Here is a 23,608-nt window from a genome sequence, read left to right on the forward strand (position 1 = left end):
CCGTCCGACGTTCGCGCGCCTCCCCGGCCGGCGTGTGAACGCCTCCCCGGTCTACGCGCCCGCGCCTCCGCTCCCGCCCGGCCCCGCGCCCACCCGACCCGCCGACGCACGGCTCACGTGCGGGGTCGGTACGCCGGACAGGTGTTCCCATGGTTGACCGGCCGCCCGGCCGCCGCATACGTTGCTGCCGATGGGAAAGCGCTTGCTGTGTGCAGGTACTGCACGCTTACCCCTCGGTTGCTGGCTCGCCCGGCCGTTCGGCCGTACGTCGGAGGAGTGCTGATCACGCCCATGCCCCCATCCACTCCGCTGCCTGCCGCGCTGGCCGGCCGCCGTGTCCGGGCCGCCATCGTCGGTATCGGCGCGATCGGGCGCGGCTCCCATCTGAGCGCCCTTCGGCAGCTCGCCGCCGAGGGCGAGACCGAGGTCGTGGCGGCCGTTGACATCGATGCCACCGCCGTCGAGGCCTTCTGCGCGGAGAGCGGGGTCCCGCACGCGTACACCGACCTGGAGCGGATGCTGGCGGAGCAGCGCCCCGATCTGGTGACCATCTGCACCCCGCCGACCCTGCACCGCGAGCAGAGTGTGGCGGCGTTGCGGGCCGGCGCCTGGGTGTGGTGCGAGAAGCCGCCGGTGCCCACTCTCGCCGACTACGACGCCGTGGAGGCGGAGGAGGGCGCCGCGTCGGGGCCGTACTCCTCGATCGTCTTCCAGCACCGTTTCGGATCCGGGACCCGGCACGTGCGGCGGCTGCTCGCGGAGCAGGCCCTCGGGCGGCCGCTGGTCGTGCACTGCCAGACCACCTGGTACCGCGACACCGCCTACTACGCCGTGCCCTGGCGCGGGCGCTGGCAGACCGAGGGCGGCGGCCCGGCGATGGGCCACGGCATCCACCAGATGGACCTGATGCTCGACCTCCTCGGCCCGTGGAGCGAGGTGCGGGCGATGGCCGGCCGGCTCGTGCACGACGTGGAGACGGAGGACGTGTCCACGGCCCTGGTCCGCTTCGAGAGCGGGGCCATGGCGACGGTCGTCAACAGTGTCCTGAGTCCGGACGAGGTCAGCCGCATCCGTATCGACTGCGAGCGGGCCACCGTCGAACTCACCCACCTCTACGGCCACTCCAACGACAACTGGCACATCACGCCCGCCCCGGACGTCCCCGGCGACGTGGCGGCGGCCTGGCGGGACTTCGGTACCGATGTGCCGAGTTCGCACCTGGCGCAGTTGCGCGAACTGGTCGCGAGCATGCGCGCCGGCCGGCGGCCGCGCAGCAGCGGCGCGGACGGGCGCACCAGCCTGGAACTGATCAGCGCCTTGTACAAGTCGGCGTTCACCGACACGACGGTGCGACGGGGCGAGATCGGGCCGGGTGATCCGTACTACACGGCCCTGCACGGAGGCGCCCCCGGCTGGGCGCCGGCCACGGCCACGGACCCGGCGACGGGCACGACGGACGGCACGAACGACGGCAATAAGGACGGCACGAAGTCGGAGCTGGACGCGGAGGTGCCCGCGTGACCGGCGATCTGCGGCTCGTCCACGCGCACGGCGACCGCGTCACGGTGAGCGACCCGGCCACCGGCGTCGAGCTGCTCGCCTATGTCTACCGGCCCGAGGCGGCGTGGGAGGCCCCGAGGCCGTACATCCACCCGTTGCGGACCCTCGCCGGTGACGTCGTCACCGACTACCGGCCCAACGACCACCGCTGGCACAAGGGGCTGTCGCTGACCGCCTCGCACCTCTCGGGCGCCAACCTGTGGGGCGGCAACTCGTACGTGCACGGTGAGGGGTATCTCGAACTCCCCGAGCGGGTCGGCTCGATGGCGCACGTCGGCTTCGACGAGGTGTCGGCCGACGGCGGCCGGGTCGTCATCGCCGAGCGGCTGACCTGGCATCCGCACAGCGGCGAGCTGTGGGCGCAGGAGGCCCGCCGGATCGAGGTGCACGACGTCGATGCGGACGCCGGTGCCTGGGCGCTGACCTGGACCAGCGCCGTCACCAACCGCCGCGACGAGCCGCTGCGCTTCGGCAGCCCGACCACCGCCGGGCGGGAGCTGGCCGGCTACACGGGCCTGTTCTGGCGGGGCCCGCGCGCCTTCCGGGACGGCCGGATCATCGGCCCGGACGGCGAGGGTCCCGGGCTGATGGCCTCGCAGAGCCCCTGGCTCGCCCTGTCCGGCGAGCACGACGGCGCCGACGGTCACGCCACCGTCGTCTTCGCGCACGCCCCCGAGAACGACCACTCCGGCGCCCGAGGGGCGCACCCCGCCCACTGGTTCGTCCGCAACGAGCCCTTCGCGGGCATCGCCCCCTCCTGGTCCTTCTTCGACGAGCTCGAGCTCGCCCCCGGCGACACGCTCACCCGCCGCTACCGCGTGGTCGTGGCCGACGGCGCCTGGGAACGGGAGGAGATCGCCAAGTACCTGGAGACGCACCCGTGGTGACGGAGTACGGGGGACTGCCCGGCGGGGTCGCCGTCTCGCACCTGCGTGTGTACGACTGGCCCGCCGCCGACGGTCTGCACGGCGGAACTCCCCATATGCACCTGACGTGTTCGGAAGGGTACGTCGTCACGGCCGGCCGCGGCGCGGTGCAGACCCTGACGGCGTCCGGGTACGAGGTCACGCCCCTCACCCCCGGCACGGTCGCCTGGTTCACGCCGGGCACCGTCCACCGGCTGGTCAACGAGGACGACCTGCGCATCACCGTCCTGATGCAGAACAGCGGGCTGCCGGAGGCGGGCGACGCGGTGCTCACCCTGCCGCCGGAGCACCTCACCGACCCCGAGACGTACGCCGCCGCGACCGTGATCCCGGCCGACGCCCCGCGTGAGGAGCAGGCCCGGATCGCCCGGGCCCGGCGTGACCTCGCGCTGGAGGGCTACCGGGCGCTGCGCGGGGCGGCGGACGGTCCGGCCGCCCTGGCCGCCTTCCACCGGTCCGCCGCCGCGCTCGTGGAGCCGCGGCTCGCCGAGTGGCGTGAGCGCTGGCTCCGCGGGGCGCGGGCGGCCGCGCAGGCCACGCGGGAGCAGCTCGACCGGCTCTCGGACGGCGATGTGTCCTACCTCGCCGAGGCCGCAGTCCGGGCCGAACAGCCTTCGGCCCACGGGAAGTTCGGGATGTGCGGGTGGCTGGACGTGTACGCGCTGCCGTAGTGCCGGGTCATCACCGCGCGGGGGACGGCTGACGTAGTTTCCGTGATCCCCCTGCGGCTTCCCGCCGCAGTTGATCCAATCGACCGATGTCGAGAGCGGGGAGTCAACAGGTGCGGATCAGAGTGACAACGGCGGCCCTCTTCGCGGCGGTCCTGGTGGCCGGGTGCGGGGGCGGTGGCAGCGGCGATGCCGACGCGAAGGCTTCGGATTCCGCGGCCACGCGGGGGTCTGCTTCCGGATCGGGTTCGGAATCGGGCTCGGGTTCGGGCTCGGGTTCGGCGTCCGCTGCTGCGTCGGAGGCGCCCGCCGCACCGCTCGGCGAGGCGCAGCTGACGTCCGCCGCGCTGGTCGGCGGTGACGTGGACGGCTACCAGATCACGGACTTCCCCGTGCGGCCCGACGGCGATTCCACCGCCCGGCCCGCGGACTGCCAGCCCCTGGAGAACATGCGCACCGCCTCGCCCGACCCGGGACCCAAGGCGTTCGTCGGCCGTCTCGCCTTCGCGGGGGCGGGTCCCACGGCGGGCTCCGCCACCACCGTCGGCCTCATGGCCTACGACGGGTCCGACGCCGAGGGCATCCTCGACGGCCTCCGCACCGCCCTGAAGAAGTGCACCGCCTACGAGGGAGGCGTGCCCGCCCGCACCACCGCGAAGGCCGCCACCGCCCCCGACGTGGGCGACGACGCCGTCGCCTTCGGCCTGCAGACCCGGGGGGACAGCGCGGACGCGTTCGTGGTCGTGCGCAGCGGCGCCACGGTCGTCCTGTTCAACACCGCCGCCGGCACCGGCTCCGCGGCGGAGGTGCCGACGGAACTGGTCACCGCGCAGATCCGGAAGCTGGGAGCCTGAGGCGGCGGGTGCGCAGCCGGCCGCCGGGCCGGTGAACAGGTCCGGTCGCCGCCCGGCACGGTGACTTCGGCCGCCGCGAGGACAGGCTCTGGTGCTGTTCGCTGTCCCTGACCGACATGGCCCCGGCTTCCCTTCATCGTCGGCGCGGGGCGTGGGGCGTGGGGGCGGCTTCAGGCGGCCGACGGGCCCGCCACCGTCCAGCCCGGTGCCTGCGGGTGGGCGCTCACGTCCTCGTGGCGGACCTGGTCGCCGCAGGCCGCGCAGGTGACCACGGGGGCCAGTTCGTTGCCGCAGACGTGCTCGAGCACCATGGGGCGGTCGTCGCCCTCGCGGAGATGGCGGTCGCCCCACGCCATGAGGGTCATCAGGACCGGCTCCAGCTCGAGCCCCGCCTGGGTGGGCCGGTACTCGAAGCGCTGCGGACGCTCGCTGTAGGCGCGCCTGGTCAGGATCCCGGCGTCGACGAGGCGGCGCAGCCGGGTGGCCAGGATGTCGCGCGGGGCGCCGATGTTGCGCGCCAGCTGGTCGAAGCGGGCGTTGCCCAGGCATACCTCCCGCAGGACGAGCAGGGAGTACTTCTCGCCGACGAGGGCGAGGGCGTCGGCGATCGAGCAGGGGCGCGGGTCTTTGGAGGCGGCCATGACGGCCAGTCTAGGGGAGGGTTGGAAAAGCAAATCCAGGTCGGTTGGATTTTCCAACTCTCAGGGCTATGGTGAGTCCAGGTTTCCTACTCACCGGTAGTTCTCGCTGCCCGTGCTCGTCATGGAGGCACCGCACATGCGTGACGCAGTCATCGTCGAAGCCGTACGCACCCCGATCGGCAAGGGCAAGCCGAACGGCGCCCTCGCCCATGTCCACCCCGTGGAACTCCTCGCCCACACCCTGCGCACCCTCGTCGACCGCTCCGGCGTCGGCCCCGCGCTGATCGACGACGTCATCGGCGGCACCGTCGACCAGGTCGGCGAGCAGGCCATGAACACCACCCGCTACGCGCTGCTCTCGGCGGGCTTCCCGGAGACGGTCCCCGCGACCACCGTCGACCGGCAGTGCGGCTCCTCCCAGCAGGCCGTGCACTTCGCGGCCCAGGGCGTGATCTCCGGCGCGTACGACCTCGTCGTCGCCTGCGGTGTCGAGTCGATGAGCCGGGTGCCGATGTGGTCCAACGTGCCGCCCGGCAAGGACCCCTTCGGCCCCGGCGTCGCCGCGCGCTACCCGGAGGGACTCGTCCCGCAGGGCATCAGCTCCGAGCTCATCGCCGCCAAGTGGTCCATCACGCGCGAGCAGATGGACGCCTTCGCCGTCTCCTCGCACCGCAAGGCCGCCGAGGCCTGGACACAGGGGCTCTTCGATGCCGAGGTCGCGCCCCTGGACGGCGTCTCGCGCGACGAGTGCGTACGGCCCGGGAGCACCCCCGAGATCCTCGCCGGCCTCGAATCCGCCTACTACGACCCGGCTTTCGCCGAGCGCTTCCCGCAGATCGAGTGGAACGTCACCGCGGGCAACGCGAGCCCGGTCAACGACGGCGCCTCGGCCGTGCTGATCACCTCCGGCGAGACCGCCGCCCGCCTCGGTCTGCGCCCGCTCGCCCGGCTGCACAGCTTCGCCGTCACCGGCTCGGATCCGCTGCTGATGCTGACCGGCGTGATCCCGGCGACGGAGAAGGTGCTGCGCCGGGCGGGACTGCGGCTCGACGACATCGACCTCTTCGAGGTCAACGAGGCGTTCTCCAGCGTGGTCCTGGCCTGGCGGCAGGAGACGGGCGCCGACCTCGCCAAGGTCAATGTGCACGGCGGCGCGATCGCGCTCGGACACCCGCTCGGCGCGAGCGGCACCCGGCTGACGACGACGCTCGTCCACGCGATGCGGGAACGCGGCGCCCGCTACGCGCTGCAGACGATGTGCGAGGCGGGCGGGCTCGCCAACGCCATGGTGCTGGAATCCGTGTGACGGGCCGCCGGGTGACAGGCCGCCTTGCCACCGGCCGCCTTGCCACCGGCCGCCCTGCGACCGGCAGCCCGGCGGCCACCGGCCGCCTTCACGACGGGCCGGGGGACAGGTGCCGCAAGGGCTGATGGCGACGCCTCGCGGGGGCTACGCGGGGCGCAGGTGGTGGCGTTTGCGCCAGGCCACCACCGCGCCGACCAGCGCCGGCAGGGCGATGCAGGCCATGGCGATCAGGAAGGCCGGCGAGGTCGGGGAAGAGGCGCGGGCCCCGGCGACGACATAGGCGGCGGTGTTCGGGATCGAGCCCACCGCGGTCGCCACCAGGAAGGACAGCCAGCCCATGCGGGAGACGGCGGCGCAGTAGTTCGCGGCCCAGAAAGGCACCCCCGGGAACAGCCGGGCCGCCAGCATCGAGCGCATGCCGTGCCGGCTGAGCTGGCCGTCCGCCGCCTTGAGCAGCCGCCCGCGCAGCAGCGGCCGTAGCGCGTCCTGCCCGAGGATCCGGCCGAGCCCGAAGGCGATCCCGGCGCCCAGCACCGTGCCCGCCAGCGCCGCGGCGATGCCCCACTGCGAGCCGAACAGGGCGCCCGCGGCCAGGTTCAGCAGCGGCCGGGGCACGAACGCCACCGTGCACAGTCCGTACGCCACCGCGAAGACCGCGGCCGCCGAGACACCGCCCAACTGGGGTGGCCAGCCGTCCGCGAGAAGCTTCTGCGGCTCGAAGAGCAGCACGCTCGACGCGGCCGCCGCGAGCAGCGCGACCAGCAGCGCGAAACGGGACCAGGGCGAGCGCAGCCCTCTCGCGCAGCGCGCGGCGAGGCCGCCGGGAGCGTCGGCCGCCGAGACGACGGGCGTGACGGCGGGCACGGGGACGGCGGGCACGGGAGCGAGCGTGGGGACGACGAGCTCCGTGGCGATGGCCCGGGGAGTGGCCGTGGCGGTGCCCCCAGAGCGGGTGGTGGCATCGAGCATCCAGCGACACTAACCGACGTGTATGTGTGATCGCCGTATGGTTCGTCTCATGACGGTCACAGGTGCGGACGCGAACGGCGCGCCGGACAGCGTTCTCGCCGACCTCGTGCTGGAGCGGCTGACGGCCGCGTACGGCGCCGGGGCCGATCCCGCCCGGGCGGCGGTCATGCGCGCGTACATGAAGGACGTGGCCCCCTTCCTCGGCCTCCCCACCCCCGCGCGCCGGGCCCTGTCCCGCACCGTCCTGGCGGGCACGCCCCGGCCGGACGAGGCCGACTGCACGGCGATCGCGCTGCGCTGCTGGGCGCTGCCGCAGCGCGAGTACCACTACTTCGCCGTCGACTACCTGCGCCGGCACGCGCCCCGCCTGTCGTCGGCGTTCCTGCCCGTGGCGCGCCGCCTGGTGACCACGACGCCCTGGTGGGACACGGTCGACCTGCTCGCCGCGCACGTGGTCGGCACGCTCGTCGCGGCCGACCCCCGGCTCGGCGCCGACATGGACGTATGGATCGCCGACGAGGACCTGTGGGTCGCCCGGACCGCCCTGCTCCACCAGCTCCGCCGCAAGGAACACACCGACACCGACCGTCTCTTCGCCCACTGTCTGCGCCGGTCGGGGCACCCGGACTTCTTCATCCGCAAGGCCATCGGCTGGGCCCTGCGCGAGTACGCCAAGACCGACCCGGCGGCCGTCCGCGCCTTCGTCGCCCGCGAGCGGGGGCGGTTCGCGCCGCTGACGGTGCGTGAGGCGCTGAAGAACATCGGGGACGCGCCCTAGCGGTTCGGCCGTGCCGTGCCGATGTCGGTCATCGAGGCCGCAACCCTCCCCATCCGGGGAAAACCATTCGACGCCGAACGAGCCGTCGGCGATGATCGACACCATGTTCCGGTACGCCTTCCTCCTCGCAGCGTCCGCAGTCGCGGATACGCCGAAGGCTGCCGTCCCACTCCTCGTGGCCGCTGTCGACGGCGCCCGAAGCTGACCCTCTCCGGATCGTCCGGCGGACCCCGCAGGGGGAGGGTCGGCGAGTTCGCCGGGGTCCCCACTTCCTACGGACACGCTTCGAGGTACAGCCATGCCCAAGACCGCTTACGTGCGGACCAAACCACACCTCAACATCGGCACCATGGGGCACGTGGACCACGGCAAGACCACTCTGACCGCCGCGATCACCAAGGTCCTCGCCGACCGCGGCACCGGCACCTTCGTGCCGTTCGACCGTATCGACCGGGCCCCGGAGGAGGCGGCCCGCGGGATCACCATCAACATCGCGCACGTCGAGTACGAGACCGACACCCGGCACTACGCCCACGTCGACATGCCCGGTCACGCCGACTACGTGAAGAACATGGTCACCGGCGCGGCGCAGCTCGACGGGGCGATCCTCGTCGTCTCCGCGCTCGACGGGATCATGCCGCAGACCGCCGAACACGTGCTGCTCGCCCGCCAGGTGGGCGTCGACCACATCGTGGTCGCGCTCAACAAGGCGGACGCCGGCGACGAGGAGCTGATCGACCTCGTCGAGTTGGAGGTCCGCGACCTGCTCACCGAGCACGGCTACGGCGGCGACTCCGCGCCCGTCGTCAGGGTGTCGGGGCTGCGGGCGCTGGCCGGCGACCCCCGCTGGACGGCGTCGATCGACGCGCTGCTCGACGCGGTGGACACCTATGTGCCCATGCCCGAGCGGTATCTGGACGCGCCGTTCCTGCTGTCGGTGGAGAACGTGCTCACCATCACCGGCCGGGGGACCGTCGTCACCGGCGCCGTCGAGCGGGGGACGCTCCGCCTGGGGGACCAGGTGCAGGTGCTCGGCGCCGGTGTCGAGACCGTGGTGACGGGCGTCGAGACCTTCGGGAAGCCGATGGAGGAGGCGCAGGCCGGGGACAACGTGGCGCTGCTGCTGCGCGGGGTGCCCCGGGACGCCGTACGGCGGGGGCATGTCGTGGTGGCGCCGGGGAGCGTGGTGCCCAGCCGGCGGTTCAGGGCGCGGGTGTACGTCCTGTCCGGGCGGGAGGGCGGCCGGTCCACGCCCGTCTCGACCGGCTACCGGCCGCAGTTCTACATCCGCACGGCGGACGTCGTCGGGGACGTGGACCTGGGCGAGGTCGCGGTCGCGCGGCCCGGGGACACGGTCGGCATGACCGTCGAGCTGGGACGTGAGGTTCCGCTGGAGCCGGGCCTCGGCTTCGCCATCCGCGAGGGCGGGCGGACCGTGGGGGCGGGGACCGTGACAGCCGTGCTGTGAGGGCGGCCGGTGTCCGTGGCCGGCGGGCGCGGGGGCCCGCGGGCCGTGCCCCTCCGGGGGTGCGGCCCGCAGGCACAATGGGACGGTGAACGACGAGCCCATACCCGTCTCCCGCGCCGTCGACCACGGCACCGCCAAGCTGATGCCCGACGTCGACCGTGAGCGGGCCTGGCTGCTGACCGTCGACGGCGCGCCGCAGTCGTACGTCGACCTGGACGAGCCGACGTATCTGGAGTTCGAGTACGCGCGGCGCCTCGGGCACGTCCTGGACACCGTCGCCGAGCCGGGGCGGCCCCTGGACGTCCTGCATCTCGGCGGCGGTGCGCTGACCCTGCCCCGGTACCTGGCCGCGACCCGGCCGGGTTCCCGGCAGGACGTCGTCGAGTTCGACCGCGGTCTGCTGGAGCTGATCGCCGAGCACCTGCCGGTCCCGGCCGGGACCGGCATCGCGCTGCACGCCGCCGACGCGCGGGACTGGCTGGAAGCGGCCCCGGACGGCTCCGCCGACGCGCTGGTCGCCGATGTCTTCGGCGGCTCCCGGGTCCCCGCCCATCTGACGTCCCTGACCTACGCCCAGGAGGCCGGACGGGTCCTGCGCGGCGACGGCGTCTATCTGGCGAACCTCGCCGACGCGGCGCCCTTCGGCTTCCTGCGCTCCCAACTCGCCAATCTCGCGACGGTGTTCGAGGAACTCGCGCTCATCGCCGAGCCCGCCGTGCTGCGCGGCCGCCGGTTCGGCAACGCGGTGCTCGTCGCCGCGCACCAGCCGCTCGACGTGGCCACGCTGGCCCGCCGCACCGCCGCCGACGCCTTCCCGGCCCGGGTGGAGCACGGATCCGGACTGCGCCGCTTCATCGGCGACGCCCACCCGGTACGGGACGAGGACGCCGTACCGTCGCCCGCACCACCGGAGGGCGCGTTCGGCATCGGCTGAGCGGCGGGTCACGGCGTCGCGTGCACCCCACCGAGGACCGCCGGACCGTCACCGGCCGGCCGTCCTCGCGGGGGCTCCGCTAGTTCTGCGTCGGTGTCCCGCTCAGCCGTACGGTGCTGAGGATCTGCATGATCGTGGCCTTCGGGAGCTCGTCCTTCACGCCCTTGGCCCCGTACAGGTTCCACGACACGTAGTTGCCGTTGGAGTTCTTGAAGCCGAACGTGATGGCCTTGCCGTCGCTGTCGCACTTGCCCTTCTGGGGCGTGTTCGTCGACTGGGCCCAGGCGTAACTGCCCACGATGCCGGAGGCGGTCGTGAAGGCGGTGGCCTTCTTGTCGAAGGTGAGGCTCTTCTTGTCCGGCTCGGTGTAGCCGCCGAAGACCCACCAGGCGGGCGTGTTGATCGCGATCTCGTCGGTCGTCTTGGCCCCTTCGGCGCCCTTGCTGCCGACCACGGCGAGCGGGGTGTCGTCGGTCTTGCCGTCCTTGTCGGCGTCCGTGGAGCACCACTTCGACTTGAACTCGGCCGTACCCCCCTGCAGGATCTGGTCGTAGCCGTCGGACTGCTCCTTGTCCTCCCACTCGAAGCCCTGGCTGAGCCCCGGCGACTGGACCTCCCAGTCCGCCGGCACGTCGAAGGCGATGCCCCACTTGGGGTTCACCACGACCTTCCAGCCGGCGACGGTCGCCTTCGCTGTCTCGTTGCCGCGCGGGTTGTCGTCCGCACCGGCCGAGGAGGACGCGGAGGCCGAGGCGGAACCGGACGTGGAGACCGTGGGGCTCGCGCCGCCCTTGCTCGCGTCGGCCGGGTCGTCGTCGTCACCGCCCAGCACGAGGAACCCGGTGACACCGGCGGCCACGACGACGGCCGAGGCCGCGACGATCGCGATCAGCTTCGTCCGGTTGCCTCCGCCGCCTCCGCCCGGCGGAGGCGTGGGCACGCCCGCGGGCGACGGGGCGCCCCACTGCGGTTGCTGCCCGTAGGGGTGGGGCTGCTGGTCGGGCTGTTGCTGGTAGCCGGGCTGCTGATACGGATTCGGCTGCTGGTATCCCGGCTGCTGGTACGGATTGTTCTGCGCCTGCGGGTTCTGCTCTCCCCCGGGCGGCTGCTGTCCTGGCCACATGGCCTGAAACCCTAGTGCCGTCCCGGACACGATTCGGTCACCGCCCCTTGTCAGGGACGTACCGAATCGGGACTCGGAGGGCCGAAGCGCGTGGACTGTGCCCCTTAACTTCCGGATTGCGGCATCCGGGGGCTCGTCGGCGACCCTTCTCGACGGCCGAGAACCGCGCGGACGTACGGCGATCGGCCCGCCGGTCTGGCCAGCCGAAGCTACTCACAGGTAACATCGCGGTCATGAGCGCAGACCAGATGTCCATCGGCGAGATGCTCGCCGCCACCGTGCCCATGGCCCGGACCCTGAACCTCGAGTTCCTCGAGGCCGGTCCGGAGAAGGCCGTGGTCGCCCTGCCCGACCAGAGCGAGTTCCACAACCACGTGGGCGGGCCGCACGCGGGGGCGATGTTCACGCTCGGCGAGTCCGCCAGCGGTGCGATCGTCCTCGCCGCGTTCGGCGACCAGCTCTCCCGAGCCGTGCCGCTCGCCGTCGGCGCCGAGATCGCCTACCGCAAGCTGGCCATGGGCGCGGTCACCGCCACCGCCACGCTGGGCCGCCCGGCCGCCGAGGTCGTCGCGCAGCTCGACGCGGGGGAGCGGCCCGAGTTCCCGGTCGCCATCGAGATCCGCCGCGCCGACGGGGCCGTCACCGGCGAGATGACGGTGACCTGGACCCTGCGCCCCAACAGCTGACCGCCCGACCGCCCGACCGGTTGAGCGGGCCGACTTACTGAGCGGCTGGCCTCCTGACCCGGCTGGCCGCCTGAAGTGCCTGAAGTGCCCGACCGGCCGAAGCGCCTGACCGGCTGACCGTCCTGGTGGCCGAGCGGCGTCCTGCGAGGGCGACGGGCCCGGTCGGGGCGACTTCGGGGCTCCGCGTGGCGGGACACGTCACACGTCACGCGTCACGCCACGGTCCGCGCCGCGCCGCGCCGCGCCGCGCCGCGCGCGGTCAGGCCGCCAGCTGTTCCCGGTCCGCGTCGCCGTCCTCCAGGCCCGTCACGAACTCCTTCAGCCAGGCGACGAACTCCGGCCCCAGGTCGGCCCGGTCGCAGGCCAGGCGGACGACCGTACGCAGATACTCCGCCTTGTCGCCCGTGTCGTAGCGGCGGCCCGTGAAGATCACGCCGTGCACCGTGCCGCCCGCCGCGAGTTCCTGGAGGGCGTCGGTGAGCTGGATCTCGCCGCCGCGGCCGGGTGCGGTGCGCTCCAGGACGTCGAAGACGGCCGGGTCGAGGACGTACCGTCCGATGACCGCGTACCGGCTGGGCGCGTCCTCGCGCGCGGGCTTCTCCACCAGACCGGTGACGCGCACCACGCCGTCCTCGCCGGACGGCTCCACGGCCGCGCAGCCGTAGAGGTGGACCTGCTCCGGCGGGACCTCCATCAGGGCGACCACGCTGCCGGCGTACCGGTCCCGGACCTCGAGCATCCTGCTGAGCAGGGTCTCCCGCGGGTCGATGAGGTCGTCGCCGAGCAGTACCGCGAACGGCTGGTCGCCGACGTGGTTGCGGGCGCAGAGCACCGCGTGACCGAGCCCGAGCGGGTCGCCCTGCCGGATGTGGTGGATGTCGGCGAGCCGGGCCGGATCGCGCACCGCGTCCAGCCGGACGGTGTCGCCCTTGGCGGCGAGCGCCTGCTCCAGTTCGAAGGCGTGGTCGAAGTGGTCCTCGATGGCCCGCTTGTGCCGGCCCGTGACCATCAGGACGTCGTCCAGACCCGCGGCGGCCGCCTCCTCGACGACGTACTGGATGGCCGGCTTGTCGACCACCGGCAGCATCTCCTTCGGCGTCGCCTTGGTGGCGGGCAGGAAACGGGTACCGAGGCCGGCGGCCGGGACGACTGCTTTACGAACACTGGGTGCGGAGTGGGGGGCGCTCATGCGGGTCATGGTGTCCCACGGGGATGGGAGTACCCCGGGAGTCACATCTGAGATTCCTGTGGGCCGACCCTGTGCCGGAGCGCCGGTCACGCGGGGGCCGGAAGTTGGAGATTCCGTGTGCCATCCGGCTTTGCACGTTCACAAGTTGAGTCCGGCGATCCGGGCGCCTTTCGAATGCGGGTGCGGATACCGCCGGTAACTTATCTGAATTTCCCGCACTTTGAACTTGGGTCACTCGAACTCCTTGTTTCCTATGAGGCGCGTGTGCGAAGGTGAGCCTCCCCTTACGGATGGGCCGGATCAGGCCAACGTGCCTGGTCAGGCCAAAGGTATGCACCAATCAGGCACCGGCTTTCCCACACCGTGCTTTTCCGTGCCGTTCGTCGGCTTGGAAGGAAATGGTTCCGTGCAATCCCCCACCCCCCCACGCCCGCCCTACCCGCCCCGCCCCGGCTGGATACCCGGGGATTCCGATCCCCGGCTCGCCGCCCGGCTGGCCGAGCGGCCCGCCGACGACGAAGCGCGCGCCCGCGCCGTCGCCCTGCTGTTCGCCCGTCATTGGCGGGCGGCCCACGACTACGCGACCGTCTGCCTGGCCGGCAGCGAGGACACGGCGCGGCTCGTGGCCGCCGCCGCGTTCCACGAGGTGCTCGGCAGGCTCGCGGACGGCCGCACCGGCGGTGCCTTGCGTCCCCGACTCCTGGTCGCCGTACGGGAGACGGTCCGCAAATGGGCCGGCGCCGACGGTGTGGCCGACGTGCTGCCGGAACTGCGGAAAACCGTCGGCGGCCGCGGACTGCGCGCCGCCCGGGCGGCGACCGCCGAAAGGCGTCAACTCGCCGAGCGTTCTTTCCAGTTGCTCCCGACCGCCTCCCAATGCCTGTTGTGGCACACCGAGGTGGAGGCGGAACCCATATCCGTACCGGCCGGTCTGTCGGGCGTGGACGCCCTCACCGCGACAGCCGCTCTGGAACAGGCGCGGGAACAATTCCGGGCGGGCTGTGTACGCGCCCACCGGGAACTCGCGCCGACGAGCGAATGCCGCTTCTACAACCGTCTCCTCGACATTCCGCTGCGCCGCGGCGGAACCCTGCTGCCCGATGTCCGGCAGCATCTCGCGCACTGCCGCTTCTGCCGGCACGCCGCCGAACAGCTCAGCCATTTCGACGACGGCCTCGGCGTGCTGCTCGCCGAGACGGTGCTGGGCTGGGGCGCCCGCCGCTACCTCGACTCACGCCCCGAACGCACGGCCCGCGCCGGCCCGTCGGCCGGGTCCGCGGCGCCTGCCGGGCCCGCCGTCGGGCCCCGCCCGTGGGAGGCGGCCGGCACCGCACCACCTCGGCGGGACTGCTCGACCTGCCGGGCAGGCGGCCCAAGGCCGTCCTGGTGGGCGTGGGGCTGACCTCGCTCGCGCTGGTCGCGACCGTCTTCGTGGCCAAGGGCTGGTCCGATGACAACGGTGTCCCCTCTCCCGGGGCCACCTGGGGCGCACCCGTCGGCGGGACCGGCACCCCGGCCGACGGCGCACGGGGTCTGCCCGGCGGCTCCGACGCCCCCTCGCCCGCCGGATCCCCGTCGGCCGCCTCCGCCTCCCGGTCCGCCGAGGTCGCGCACGGCAGGCTGCGCAGCCCGGACGCGGAGCTCTGCCTCGACGCCGCCCGCGGCCTGGCCCGGCCCGGTGCGGGCATCGTTCTCGCGGAGTGCTCACAGGCCGCGTCCCAGCAGTGGTCGTACCAGGACGACGGGCTGCTGCGCAGCGCGGCCGACCCGACGCTCTGCCTGGCCGCGGACCCCGGTCACCGGACGACCGCCCTGGTCAGCTGTCTGGTGCACGCGGGCGAGACGTTCTTCGACCTGACCGTCCGCGGGGAACTCCTGCTGCGGCGCGACGACGGCCTGGTCGTCGCGCGCGCCGCCGGCAAGCCGGGGGCACCCGTGGTCGTCACCGAGCGGGACGGCTCCGGCGGACAGCGGTGGGTGTTCGACACGGCCGGGGCGGCGCCGGGGGCGCCCGGTGCGGAGCCGCGCAGTACGGCGCGGCCGCCCGGTCCGGGCACCCCCGGCTCCCCGGACGTCCCGGCACCGCGCGGCGACCGCTCCCGCGCCCCGGACACCGCGCCGGCGCCCGCCGAAACCGCCCCGGCCGGACCGGAGTTCGAGACCCGGATCGCCCAGGTGCAGTGCTGTGATCCGCCGGCCGACCCGGCCGGACCGGCGAGGCCGCCGGTCCCCGCGACGCTCCTCGACGCGCTCCCGGCGCCCGCCGAGGTGTCCGAGGCGCTGGGTGGCGTCGTCGCGGACGTGACCGGGACTCTCGGCCACTGAGCCGGGAACCGGGGAGGAGGGGGAGGGGCCGCCCGAGGGGAGCGGCCCCTCCCCTCGCTTCTTCTTCCTCCGCGCGCTTCCCCGTCGTGGAGACGACCGCCCGGCTACGAGGTGCAGACGTCCCTCAGCTCCGAGGCCGCCTCGTCGATCGCGGCGGCGTCGGGCCGGTCGCCGTCGAGGATGTCCTGGTTGTAGTCCTCGACGGCCTGCTGGAGCTTGTCGACCGCCTTGTCGACCTTGCTGTCGTCGGACGAGCCGTCGTCCGACTTGTCGTTGATCTTGTCCAGGTTCTTCTCGATGGTGTCGATGGAATCCTCGGTCCTCGTCGGATCCTCGATGGCGTCGGCTCCGGCCTTGTTGATCGCCGTGATGCTGTCCGTGATGTCGTCGGCGTTCGAGAGGCAGTCGACGGAGTCGTCGAACTCGCAGCCGGTGAGAAGGCCGGCGGTCAGCGCGAGCGCTGCCGCTGCGGTGGCGATGACGGCAGTACGGCGTCCGCGTCGGCGGTTCACGGCCATGGCGGGGTCCCTTCGAAAACGTTGGGGGCACGGTGGGTTCTTCCTCCACCACGATCACGTGACGGGACCGTCGTCACGAGGGACCCCGCCCCCGGATCCGTGGTGTAGCGGGCTACACCACGCGACGGGCCGGGTCCGGCCGACCCGGTAGGCTTCCGGGAAGGCAAGGCTGCCCAGGGACGTCAAACGGGAGGAACCCGCGGTGCACGTGCAGGAATGGCTCGACACGGTGCCCGCGGCCGCTGTCTACGCCCTGGTCGGCCTGGTCATCGGACTCGAGAGCCTCGGCATCCCGCTGCCGGGCGAGATCGTCCTGGTCTCGGCCGCGCTGCTGTCCTCCCAGCACGGCGGGATCAACCCCGTCGTGCTCGGCGCGTGCGCCACCGCGGGCGCCGTGATCGGTGACTCCATCGGCTACGCCATCGGCCGCAAGGGCGGACGTCCGCTGCTCGCCTGGCTCGGTGCGAAGTTCCCCCGGCACTTCGGCGAAGGGCATATCGCCACCGCCGAGCGGTCCTTCGAGAAGTGGGGCATGTGGGCCGTCTTCTTCGGCCGCTTCGTCGCCCTGCTGCGCATCTTCGCCGGCCCGCTCGCGGGCGTGCTGCACATGCCGTACTGGAAGTTCCTGGTCGCCAACGTCCTCGGCGGCATCGCCTGGGCGGGCGGCACGACGGCGGTCATCTACTACGTGGGTGTCGTGGCGGAGTCCTGGCTGAAGAAGTTCTCGTACCTGGGCCTGGTGCTGGCGGTGCTGATCGGCCTGACGTCGATGCTGATCATCAAGCGCAAGGCGAAGAAGATGCAGAGCGCTTCGCGGGAGGCCGAAGCGGAGAGCGTGCCGGCCGCCGCCGAGTAGGCGGGCCGCCCTTACTGCTCGTGCACCTTCCCGTGGGCCTTGGCCAGGTCCGCGTAGAGGGTGCCGTTCAGGGTCACGCCCTGCCGCTCCTCCTCGCTCAACTCCCGCCTGACCTTGGCCGGTACGCCCGCGACCAGTGATCCCGGCGGTACCTCCATGCCCTGGGGCACGAGCGCCTGCGCGGCGACCAGCGAACCCGCCCCGATCACCGCCCCGTTGAGCACGGTCGCCCCCATCCCGATGAGGCAGTCGTCCCCGACCGTGGCCCCGTGCACCACGGCGTTGTGGCCGACGGACACCCGCTCGCCGATCGTCACCGGAAAGCCGGGGTCGGCGTGCAGTGTCACGTTGTCCTGGATGTTGGCGTCGGTCCGGACGGTGATCCGCTCCACGTCGCCGCGCACGACGGCCCCGTACCAGACGCTCGCGCCCGCCTCCAGCGTCACGTCCCCGATCACCGAGGCCGTCGGCGCCACGAACGCCTCGGCGTCGATCTTCGGTTCCCTGCCGCCGATGCCCACGATCAGCGCCTTGTGCGTCATCACCGTCTCCTCGTGTCGGTCGTTCTCCCCGCACCGTACGCCACCCGGTGGGGCGAAGATCACAGGGTCAAGGGCCCATGGCCGCACCGCGCGCTGAGTACGGTGAACGGGTGCCGAAGCCCTGGAACACGTTCTCGTCATGGCGGCGCCGACTGGTGCAGCGCGCCGTCCACGCGGGCTGGGCGTGGGTGCAGCGCACGGGCTCCGTCACCGCCGAGCACCCCGGACGCTTCCGCTTCGGCTCGATGGGCCGGGGCACCCGGCTCGCCTTCCCGCTCGGCACGGTCTTCGGGGAGCCCTGGATCCACCTCGGCGCGCACTGCATCGTCGGTGAGCAGGTCACCCTGACCGCTGGTCTGATGCCCGACCTGGATCTCGGCCCGGAGCCGATCCTGCGGCTCGGCGACGGCGTGGTGCTGGGCCGGGGCAGCCATGTCATCGCCGACACCACGGTGACCATCGGCAGCGACTGCTACTTCGGCCCGTACGTGTACGTCACGTCCACGAACCACTCCTACGACGATCCGCACGAGCCGATCGGCAAGCAGTGGCCCCGCATGGAGCCCGTGGAGATCGGCCCGGGGTGCTGGATCGGCACGGGGGCCGTGATCCTGCCGGGTGCGCGGATCGGACGGAACGTCGTCGTGGCGGCCGGTGCGGTGGTGCGCGGCACGGTGCCCGACCACGCGGTCGTCGCGGGGGCGCCCGCCAAGGTCGTACGGCGCTGGACGCAGGCGGAGGGCTGGCAGCCGCCGCTGCGCACCCCGGCGCCGGTGCCGATCCCGGACGGGGTCACCTCGGACCAGCTGGTCGCGCTGTCGGAACTGGACGAGGAGACGGCGGCCGCCCTGGCCCGGCTGGAACCCTAGGTCACCCGGTCCCCGGTCACCCGGTCGCCAGCAGCAGGGTGCCCACCAGGGCCAGTCCCGCGCCCGCCGCCTGGACCGCGCGCAGTCGTTCCCGCAGGAAGCCGCGCGCGGCGAGGGAGGTCACCACGGGGTAGAGCGAGGCGAGCACGGCGGCGACCGTGACGGGGCCGTGCTGGGCGGCGACGGCGTAGGTGCCGTTCGCGGCGACGTCGGCCAGCCCGACGAAGCCGTACGCGGGCAGCGAGGCCCGGCCGATACCGCCCTCGGGAAGGGCGGGCGTCCCGCGCCGGACGGCGACGTACAGGGCCGCGCCGCCGGTGACCACGTTGGTCACGCGCTGCACGAACAGGGCCAGGAACAGGCCGGTGACGGTCGTGGACGCCTCGGTGATCAGGACGAACACCGTGCCGAAGCCGAGCGCCGCGACCAGAGTGAGCAGGACGGCCTGCCGCTGCACCGGGGCGCCCCTCAGCTGCGGGCCGCCCGCCAGGACGACCCCGATCACCGCGACCGCGATGCCCGCCGCCTGGACGGGTCCCGGCCGCTCGCCGAGAACCAGTCCGACGGAGACCGGCACGGCCACGCTGAGGGTGGCGAGCGGGGAGACGACTCCCATGGGGCCGAGCGCCAGCGCCTTGTAGAAGGAGAACAGGGCGACCGGGCCGACCAGTCCCGCCGCGACCGCGAACCACAGGCGGGGACCGGCCTCGCTCCAGCCCCCGGTGGCGACGACGATCGCGCCGAGCACGGCGGCCGCGATCGACTGCGAGACCACGACCACGGTGAGCGCCGGGGTCCGGCGCGTGAGCAGTCCGCCGCCGAAGTCGGCCAGGCCCCACAGGAGGCTGGTGGCCAGGGCGAAGAGTGCTGTCACGGGGTTCCTCGCAGTACAGTTCGGTGCACGATCAGGTGCACCCCACGGTAGTACAGGGAAGTGAATCCTGGCATCCAGAATATTGGACTCCCGAGTGGACGGAATGTGTCGGTGTCGGACCTCGAACTCCTGACCCAGTCCCTGGCGCGCAACGTCAAGCACTGGCGCGCGGTGCGCGGCTTCACCCTGGACGTGCTCGCCGCCCGGGCCGGCGTCAGCCGCGGGATGCTCATCCAGATCGAGCAGGCCCGCACCAATCCGAGCATCGGCACGGTCGTCAAGATCGGCGACGCGCTCGGCATCAGCGTCACCACCCTCCTCGACTACGAGCGAGGCGCGAAGGTCCGTATCGTCCCGGCCGATCAGGCGGTACGGCTGTGGCACACCGACGCTGGCAGCTACAACCGGCTGCTCGCCGGCACGGAGGCGCCCGGACCGCTGGAGATGTGGGACTGGCGGCTGATGCCGGGGGAGAGCAGCCTCTCCGAACCCCACCCCGTCGGCACCGTCGAGCTCGTCCACGTCACCGCGGGCGAACTCACGCTCGCCGTGGACGGCGAGGAGTACCGCGTCCCGACCGGCGCGAGCGCCTCCTTCGAGGCCGGCGTCCCGCATGTCTACGGCAACCGGGGCGAGGTGCCGATGGAGATGGTGATGGCCGTCTCGGTGCCGCCCGTGCTCTGAGACGCCGCGCCCGGGGGCGGGCGGCTCTTGTTAGCGTGCGGTCATGCGCGCACCCATCGGACACTTCGACACCGCCACCCCGGCCCCCGACTGCCTCGACGAGCTGGTCGGCCCGGTCGCCGACGCCGTACGGCACTGGAGCGGCAGCGTGCCCGCCGACCAGCTCGTCCACGTCGACACCGACCCACGGTGGGCCGACACGGCCGTCTTCGTGGAGCACTACGGCCGGGAGCTGCTGGAGCAGTCCGCGAACTGCGTGGTGGTCGCCGGCAAGCGGGGTGGCGGGACGACCCTCGCCGCGTGCGTCGTGCTGTCCACCACCCGGGTCGACGTCAACGGCGTCGTGCGCCGCCAACTCGGCGCCCGCAAGGCCTCGTTCGCGGCGATGGACACGGCGGTCGGGGAGACCGGCATGGAGTACGGCGGCATCACGCCGATCGGACTCCCGTCCGGCTGGCCGGTGTTGGTGGACTCCGCCGTCGTCGACCTGCCGTACGTCCTGGTGGGCAGCGGGCGCCGACGCGGGAAGCTGCTGGTGCCGGGCAAGGCGTTCGCCGAACTGCCGGGCGCGGTGGTGCTGGAGGGGCTCGGCGTGGCCTGAGGCGCCTCACCGCCAGTGGAGTCAGGCCGCTGTGTGATGGGCGAGGGCCAGATGCGGGTCGTCCTCGCCCGGCACCGGTGCCGGATCCGCGTGGACCAGCGCGGCCGTCAGGCGCGGCACGGCGTGCAGCAGGGCGTGTTCGGCCGCCACGGCGATCCCGTGCGCCTCGCGTACCGTCGCCTCGCCGTCCACGACGACCGCCACCTCGGCCCGCAGCCGGTGCCCGATCCAGCGCAGCCGCAACTCGCCGACCTCACGCACCCCCTCGACCTCCCGCAGCGCGTGCTCGGCCCGGTCGACCAGGGCCGGGTCGACGGCGTCCATCACCCGGCGGAACACCTCGCGCGCCGCGTCCCGCAGCACCAGCGCGATCGCCGCCGTGATCGCCAACCCCACCACCGGGTCCGCGAGTTGCCACCCCAGCGCGGAGCCGCCCGCGCCCAGCAGCACCGCCAGCGAGGTGAACCCGTCCGTGCGGGCGTGCAGCCCGTCCGCGACCAGCGCGGCCGAGCCGATCGAACGGCCCACCCGGATGCGGTAGCGCGCGACCCACTCGTTGCCCGCGAAGCCGGCCAGCGCGGCCACCGCGACCGCGCCGAGCTGCTCGACCGGGCGCGGATTCATCAGCCGCTCGACCGCCGTCCATCCCGCGAAGGCCGCCGACGCGGCGATCGTCAGCACGATCGCGATGCCGGCCAGGTCCTCCGCCCGCCCGTAGCCGTAGGTGAAGCGGCGGGTGGCCGCCCGCCGGCCCAGCACGAAGGCGATGCCCAGCGGTACGGCGGTCAGCGCGTCCGCCGTGTTGTGCACCGTGTCGCCGAGCAGCGCCACCGACCCGGACAGGGCGACCACGACCGCCTGCGCGACCGCCGTCACGCCCAGTACCGCCAGCGAGACCCACAGCGCGCGCATGCCCCGGGCCGAGGACTCCAGCGCCGGGTCCAGTTTGTCGGCGCTCTCGTGCGAGTGCGGGGTGAGGAGGTGGGTGACGCGGTGGCGCAGGCCCGGGGCGGAGGAGCGGGAGGGGGAAGAGGGGGAGTGGTGGTGGGGGCGCGGGTGGGGGTGCGGGTGCTCGTGGGCGTGGTCGTGCTGGTGCCCGCGGTCGTGCCGGTGTCCGTGCTCGTGGTCGTGCCGCTCGCTCACGTCGGTTCCTTCCGGTGCGCCGAGGTGGACGTCGTCCGCCCACACCGCCATTATGTGCGTATGAGCGCACGCATGCACCTGTCACCTGCGCACCATGCGCACCCGCGCACCCCCGGCGAGGAGCAGTTCGCCCTCGCCGCGGAACTTCTCGCCCTGCTCGGCGACCGCACCCGGCTCGCCCTGCTGCACGCGCTGACGGCCGGCGAGGCCGACGTGACGACGCTGACGGAAGGCGTCGGAGCGGCCCGGCCCGCGGTCAGCCAGCATCTGGCACGGCTGCGGCTGGCCGGGCTCGTGAGCACCCGCAAGGACGGCCGCCGGGTGGTCTACTCGCTCTCCGACGGCCATCTGCGCCGTCTGGTCGACGAGGCGCTGAACGTGGCGGACCACCGGCTCGGGGACGAGCCGGTGCACGACTGACTCAGTAGTGCTCGGCCGTTCCCAGGTACTGCTCGGCGAAGGCGGCGGCGGCGACGGGCGACGTGAACAGGCGGCGCAGCCGGGCGAACGTCGTGCCCGCGCGGAACGGGTCGCCTCCCGAGGTCCCGTGGTAGATCTCGGACAGCCACTGCGAGAACTCCTGGTAGTCCCACACCCGGCGCAGACACGCCTGCGAGTAGTCGTCCAGGCCGTGGCCGTCACCGCCGTCGAGACGGTCGACCAGCGCGTCGCCCAGCAGGAACGCGTCGTGCAGGGCGAGGTTCATGCCCTTCGCGGCGATGGGCGCGACGAGATGGGCCGAGTCCCCGGCCAGGAACAGCCGCCCGTACGTCATCGGCTCGACCACGTAGTCGTGCATGTCCAGCACACGCTTCTCGATCAGCCGCCCCTCGGTGAGCGGCGGGGCTCCCGCGCCCTCGAGGCGCCGGTGCAACTCGGACCAGACCCGTTCGTGGGGCCAGTTCTCCGGGTCGTCGCCCGGCGGGCACTGGAGGTAGTACCGGGTCACCTCGGGACCGCGGGCCATGTGCCCGGCGAACCCGTTCGGATGGACGCCGAACAGGACGCAGTCGCCGGACGGCGGCGCCTCCGCGAGCAGCGCCAGCCAGCCTATGCCGTAGTCGTGCCGGGCGATCCGGGCCCGCTCCGGCACCAGCGCGGCCCGGCTGACCCCGCGCGCCCCGTCGGCGCCGACGACGAAATCACAGGTCAGCACCTGCCGTTCGGCGGTGTCGGGGCAGGTGTACGACACCGAGGGACGGGCTGTGTCGAGGTCGTGCAGCTCGACGTCGCGCACCGAGAAGCGGGCGTCGCCGCCCCGTACGTCGACGTATTCGTGGACGAGGTCCGTCACCAGCAACGGCTGCGGGTACACCCAGTGATGGCGACCCGTCAGCTCGGTGTAGGAGAAACGGTGGCGCTCGCCGCCGAAGCGGAACTCGCACGCCGAGTGCCGCTGGGCCCGCGCCAACAGGTTCCGTGCCAGGCCCCGTTGACGCAGCCCGTGGACGGCCCACTCCTCGACGACTCCGGCGCGGGGCCGCTGTTCGATGAACTCACGGTTCTCCGTCTCCAGTACGACGCAGTCGACGGACGCGGCCCGCAGGATGTTGCCGACGGTGAGACCTGCGGGGCCCGCGCCCACGACGACGACCGGAGTGTGGTGGGGGGAAGGGGAGTCGGTGGTCACCCGCACATTATGGGCGGGCCCTCCGGCCGGGCCGGGAGAACACCGGCCGTCAGCCCAGCCGAGGAATCTCGATCGCCGGGCAACGGTCCATGACCATCTCCAGGCCCGCGGCCCGCGTACGGCCGTAGGCCGCCTCGTCGACGACGCCGAGCTGGAACCACACCGCCTTCGCGCCCTTGGCGACCGCCTCGTCCGCGACGGCGCCCGCGAGTTCGCCGTTGACGAAGACGTCGACGACGTCCACCTCGAACGGGATGTCCGCGAGGGAGGCGTACCCCTGCTCCCCGTGCACCGTCTCCGCTTTCGGGTGGACGGGGACGACCCGCTTGCCGAAGCGCTGGAGCACCTCGGCGACCCCGTAGGCCGCCCGCCCGCGGTTCGTCGACAGGCCCACGACGGCCCAGGTGTCGCCGAGTCCGGTGAGGATCTTGCGGATCGTTGCCTCGTCGCCGTACACCGGCGGC

The 23,608-nt window shown here is 73.0% G+C and carries 26 protein-coding genes; 16 read left to right on the forward strand and 10 right to left on the reverse strand.

Going from position 1 to position 23,608, the window contains the following annotated elements; genetic code table 11:
• Positions 1-291 precede the first annotated feature (291 nt).
• From ABT070_RS04545 to ABT070_RS04560, 4 genes are all read left to right on the forward strand, one after another.
• On the forward strand, positions 292-1,521 hold the full coding sequence (locus tag ABT070_RS04545) for a Gfo/Idh/MocA family protein (protein WP_351754570.1): 1,230 nt from the start codon (positions 292-294) through the stop codon (positions 1,519-1,521).
• Entirely contained in the window at positions 1,518-2,447 is a 930-nt protein-coding gene (locus ABT070_RS04550; protein WP_351754572.1) for a DUF6807 domain-containing protein, read from the forward strand. The genes ABT070_RS04545 and ABT070_RS04550 overlap by 4 nt, the downstream gene beginning before the upstream one ends.
• Positions 2,441-3,157 (forward strand): cupin domain-containing protein, encoded by a 717-nt coding sequence (locus ABT070_RS04555; protein ID WP_351754575.1) that lies wholly within the window; start codon positions 2,441-2,443, stop codon positions 3,155-3,157. The genes ABT070_RS04550 and ABT070_RS04555 overlap by 7 nt, the downstream gene beginning before the upstream one ends.
• A gap of 110 nt (positions 3,158-3,267) precedes the next feature.
• Positions 3,268-4,008, forward strand: coding sequence for a hypothetical protein (locus ABT070_RS04560; RefSeq protein ID WP_351754578.1), 741 nt, complete (start codon positions 3,268-3,270; stop codon positions 4,006-4,008).
• 170 nt (positions 4,009-4,178) lie between these two features.
• On the opposite strand, the gene ABT070_RS04565 is transcribed toward ABT070_RS04560, so the two are convergent.
• Positions 4,179-4,649 (reverse strand): winged helix-turn-helix transcriptional regulator, encoded by a 471-nt coding sequence (locus ABT070_RS04565; RefSeq protein WP_351754581.1) that lies wholly within the window; start codon positions 4,647-4,649, stop codon positions 4,179-4,181.
• A gap of 136 nt (positions 4,650-4,785) precedes the next feature.
• Here ABT070_RS04565 and ABT070_RS04570 point away from each other — a divergent pair, with 136 nt between their 5' ends.
• Positions 4,786-5,955 (forward strand): thiolase family protein, encoded by a 1,170-nt coding sequence (locus ABT070_RS04570; RefSeq protein ID WP_351754583.1) that lies wholly within the window; start codon positions 4,786-4,788, stop codon positions 5,953-5,955.
• 144 nt (positions 5,956-6,099) lie between these two features.
• On the opposite strand, the gene ABT070_RS04575 is transcribed toward ABT070_RS04570, so the two are convergent.
• On the reverse strand, positions 6,100-6,924 hold the full coding sequence (locus tag ABT070_RS04575) for a TVP38/TMEM64 family protein (RefSeq protein ID WP_351754585.1): 825 nt from the start codon (positions 6,922-6,924) through the stop codon (positions 6,100-6,102).
• Between the two features lie 49 nt (positions 6,925-6,973).
• Between ABT070_RS04575 and ABT070_RS04580 the strand changes: the two genes are divergently transcribed.
• The 3 genes from ABT070_RS04580 (at position 6,974) to ABT070_RS04590 (ending at position 10,104) form a co-directional block, all read left to right on the forward strand.
• Positions 6,974-7,702: a DNA alkylation repair protein gene (locus ABT070_RS04580; protein WP_351754587.1), complete on the forward strand. Its 729-nt coding sequence runs from the start codon at positions 6,974-6,976 to the stop codon at positions 7,700-7,702.
• A 298-nt stretch (positions 7,703-8,000) separates the two neighbouring features.
• Complete coding sequence (gene tuf, locus ABT070_RS04585) at positions 8,001-9,170, forward strand: elongation factor Tu (RefSeq protein ID WP_351754590.1); 1,170 nt, start codon at positions 8,001-8,003, stop codon at positions 9,168-9,170.
• A 142-nt stretch (positions 9,171-9,312) separates the two neighbouring features.
• Positions 9,313-10,104, forward strand: coding sequence for a spermidine synthase (locus tag ABT070_RS04590; RefSeq protein ID WP_351755953.1), 792 nt, complete (start codon positions 9,313-9,315; stop codon positions 10,102-10,104).
• Between the two features lie 79 nt (positions 10,105-10,183).
• Here ABT070_RS04590 and ABT070_RS04595 read toward each other — a convergent pair whose 3' ends face one another.
• The gene (locus tag ABT070_RS04595; protein WP_351754593.1) at positions 10,184-11,227 is read right to left on the reverse strand and encodes a DUF8017 domain-containing protein; all 1,044 of its coding nucleotides are present in this window, start codon (positions 11,225-11,227) and stop codon (positions 10,184-10,186) included.
• 248 nt (positions 11,228-11,475) lie between these two features.
• Between ABT070_RS04595 and ABT070_RS04600 the strand changes: the two genes are divergently transcribed.
• Positions 11,476-11,913, forward strand: coding sequence for a DUF4442 domain-containing protein (locus ABT070_RS04600; protein ID WP_020131696.1), 438 nt, complete (start codon positions 11,476-11,478; stop codon positions 11,911-11,913).
• A 259-nt stretch (positions 11,914-12,172) separates the two neighbouring features.
• Here ABT070_RS04600 and galU read toward each other — a convergent pair whose 3' ends face one another.
• Complete coding sequence (gene galU, locus ABT070_RS04605; RefSeq protein WP_351754595.1) at positions 12,173-13,111, reverse strand: UTP--glucose-1-phosphate uridylyltransferase GalU; 939 nt, start codon at positions 13,109-13,111, stop codon at positions 12,173-12,175.
• A 397-nt stretch (positions 13,112-13,508) separates the two neighbouring features.
• On the opposite strand from galU, the gene ABT070_RS04610 reads away from it, so the two are divergent.
• Both ABT070_RS04610 and ABT070_RS04615 read left to right on the forward strand, forming a co-directional pair.
• Positions 13,509-14,504 carry a hypothetical protein gene (locus ABT070_RS04610; protein ID WP_351754596.1) on the forward strand — a complete coding sequence of 332 codons (996 nt, stop codon included), beginning with the start codon at positions 13,509-13,511 and terminating at the stop codon, positions 14,502-14,504.
• Positions 14,414-15,427, forward strand: a complete 1,014-nt coding sequence (locus tag ABT070_RS04615) for an RICIN domain-containing protein (protein ID WP_351754598.1) — start codon at positions 14,414-14,416, stop codon at positions 15,425-15,427. The genes ABT070_RS04610 and ABT070_RS04615 overlap by 91 nt, the downstream gene beginning before the upstream one ends.
• 104 nt (positions 15,428-15,531) lie before the next feature.
• Here the strand turns inward: ABT070_RS04615 and ABT070_RS04620 are convergent, their stop codons facing one another.
• Positions 15,532-15,945: a hypothetical protein gene (locus tag ABT070_RS04620; protein ID WP_351754600.1), complete on the reverse strand. Its 414-nt coding sequence runs from the start codon at positions 15,943-15,945 to the stop codon at positions 15,532-15,534.
• A gap of 202 nt (positions 15,946-16,147) precedes the next feature.
• On the opposite strand from ABT070_RS04620, the gene ABT070_RS04625 reads away from it, so the two are divergent.
• Positions 16,148-16,801 (forward strand): DedA family protein, encoded by a 654-nt coding sequence (locus ABT070_RS04625; RefSeq protein ID WP_351754602.1) that lies wholly within the window; start codon positions 16,148-16,150, stop codon positions 16,799-16,801.
• A gap of 11 nt (positions 16,802-16,812) precedes the next feature.
• On the opposite strand, the gene ABT070_RS04630 is transcribed toward ABT070_RS04625, so the two are convergent.
• Positions 16,813-17,343, reverse strand: a complete 531-nt coding sequence (locus tag ABT070_RS04630) for a gamma carbonic anhydrase family protein (protein WP_351754605.1) — start codon at positions 17,341-17,343, stop codon at positions 16,813-16,815.
• Between the two features lie 77 nt (positions 17,344-17,420).
• Here ABT070_RS04630 and ABT070_RS04635 point away from each other — a divergent pair, with 77 nt between their 5' ends.
• Positions 17,421-18,212, forward strand: a complete 792-nt coding sequence (locus tag ABT070_RS04635; RefSeq protein ID WP_351754607.1) for an acyltransferase — start codon at positions 17,421-17,423, stop codon at positions 18,210-18,212.
• Between the two features lie 16 nt (positions 18,213-18,228).
• On the opposite strand, the gene ABT070_RS04640 is transcribed toward ABT070_RS04635, so the two are convergent.
• Positions 18,229-19,086 (reverse strand): EamA family transporter, encoded by an 858-nt coding sequence (locus ABT070_RS04640; protein ID WP_351754610.1) that lies wholly within the window; start codon positions 19,084-19,086, stop codon positions 18,229-18,231.
• Positions 19,087-19,197: 111 nt separating this feature from the next.
• Between ABT070_RS04640 and ABT070_RS04645 the strand changes: the two genes are divergently transcribed.
• Positions 19,198-19,770: a helix-turn-helix domain-containing protein gene (locus ABT070_RS04645; RefSeq protein ID WP_351754613.1), complete on the forward strand. Its 573-nt coding sequence runs from the start codon at positions 19,198-19,200 to the stop codon at positions 19,768-19,770.
• 43 nt (positions 19,771-19,813) lie between these two features.
• Positions 19,814-20,371, forward strand: coding sequence for a YbaK/EbsC family protein (locus ABT070_RS04650; RefSeq protein WP_351754616.1), 558 nt, complete (start codon positions 19,814-19,816; stop codon positions 20,369-20,371).
• A gap of 21 nt (positions 20,372-20,392) precedes the next feature.
• Here ABT070_RS04650 and ABT070_RS04655 read toward each other — a convergent pair whose 3' ends face one another.
• Positions 20,393-21,514 (reverse strand): cation diffusion facilitator family transporter, encoded by a 1,122-nt coding sequence (locus ABT070_RS04655; RefSeq protein ID WP_351754619.1) that lies wholly within the window; start codon positions 21,512-21,514, stop codon positions 20,393-20,395.
• Positions 21,515-21,574: 60 nt separating this feature from the next.
• On the opposite strand from ABT070_RS04655, the gene ABT070_RS04660 reads away from it, so the two are divergent.
• On the forward strand, positions 21,575-21,934 hold the full coding sequence (locus ABT070_RS04660; protein ID WP_351754622.1) for an ArsR/SmtB family transcription factor: 360 nt from the start codon (positions 21,575-21,577) through the stop codon (positions 21,932-21,934).
• Between the two features lies 1 nt (position 21,935).
• Here the strand turns inward: ABT070_RS04660 and ABT070_RS04665 are convergent, their stop codons facing one another.
• Both ABT070_RS04665 and ABT070_RS04670 read right to left on the reverse strand, forming a co-directional pair.
• Positions 21,936-23,144, reverse strand: a complete 1,209-nt coding sequence (locus tag ABT070_RS04665) for a 4-hydroxybenzoate 3-monooxygenase (protein WP_451100330.1) — start codon at positions 23,142-23,144, stop codon at positions 21,936-21,938.
• A gap of 49 nt (positions 23,145-23,193) precedes the next feature.
• Positions 23,194-23,601 carry a CoA-binding protein gene (locus tag ABT070_RS04670; protein ID WP_351754628.1) on the reverse strand — a complete coding sequence of 136 codons (408 nt, stop codon included), beginning with the start codon at positions 23,599-23,601 and terminating at the stop codon, positions 23,194-23,196.
• Positions 23,602-23,608: the final 7 nt, after the last annotated feature.

The sequence above is a fragment of the Streptomyces sp. NPDC002884 genome, assembly GCF_040295245.1.
In the GTDB taxonomy this organism is placed as follows: domain Bacteria; phylum Actinomycetota; class Actinomycetes; order Streptomycetales; family Streptomycetaceae; genus Streptomyces.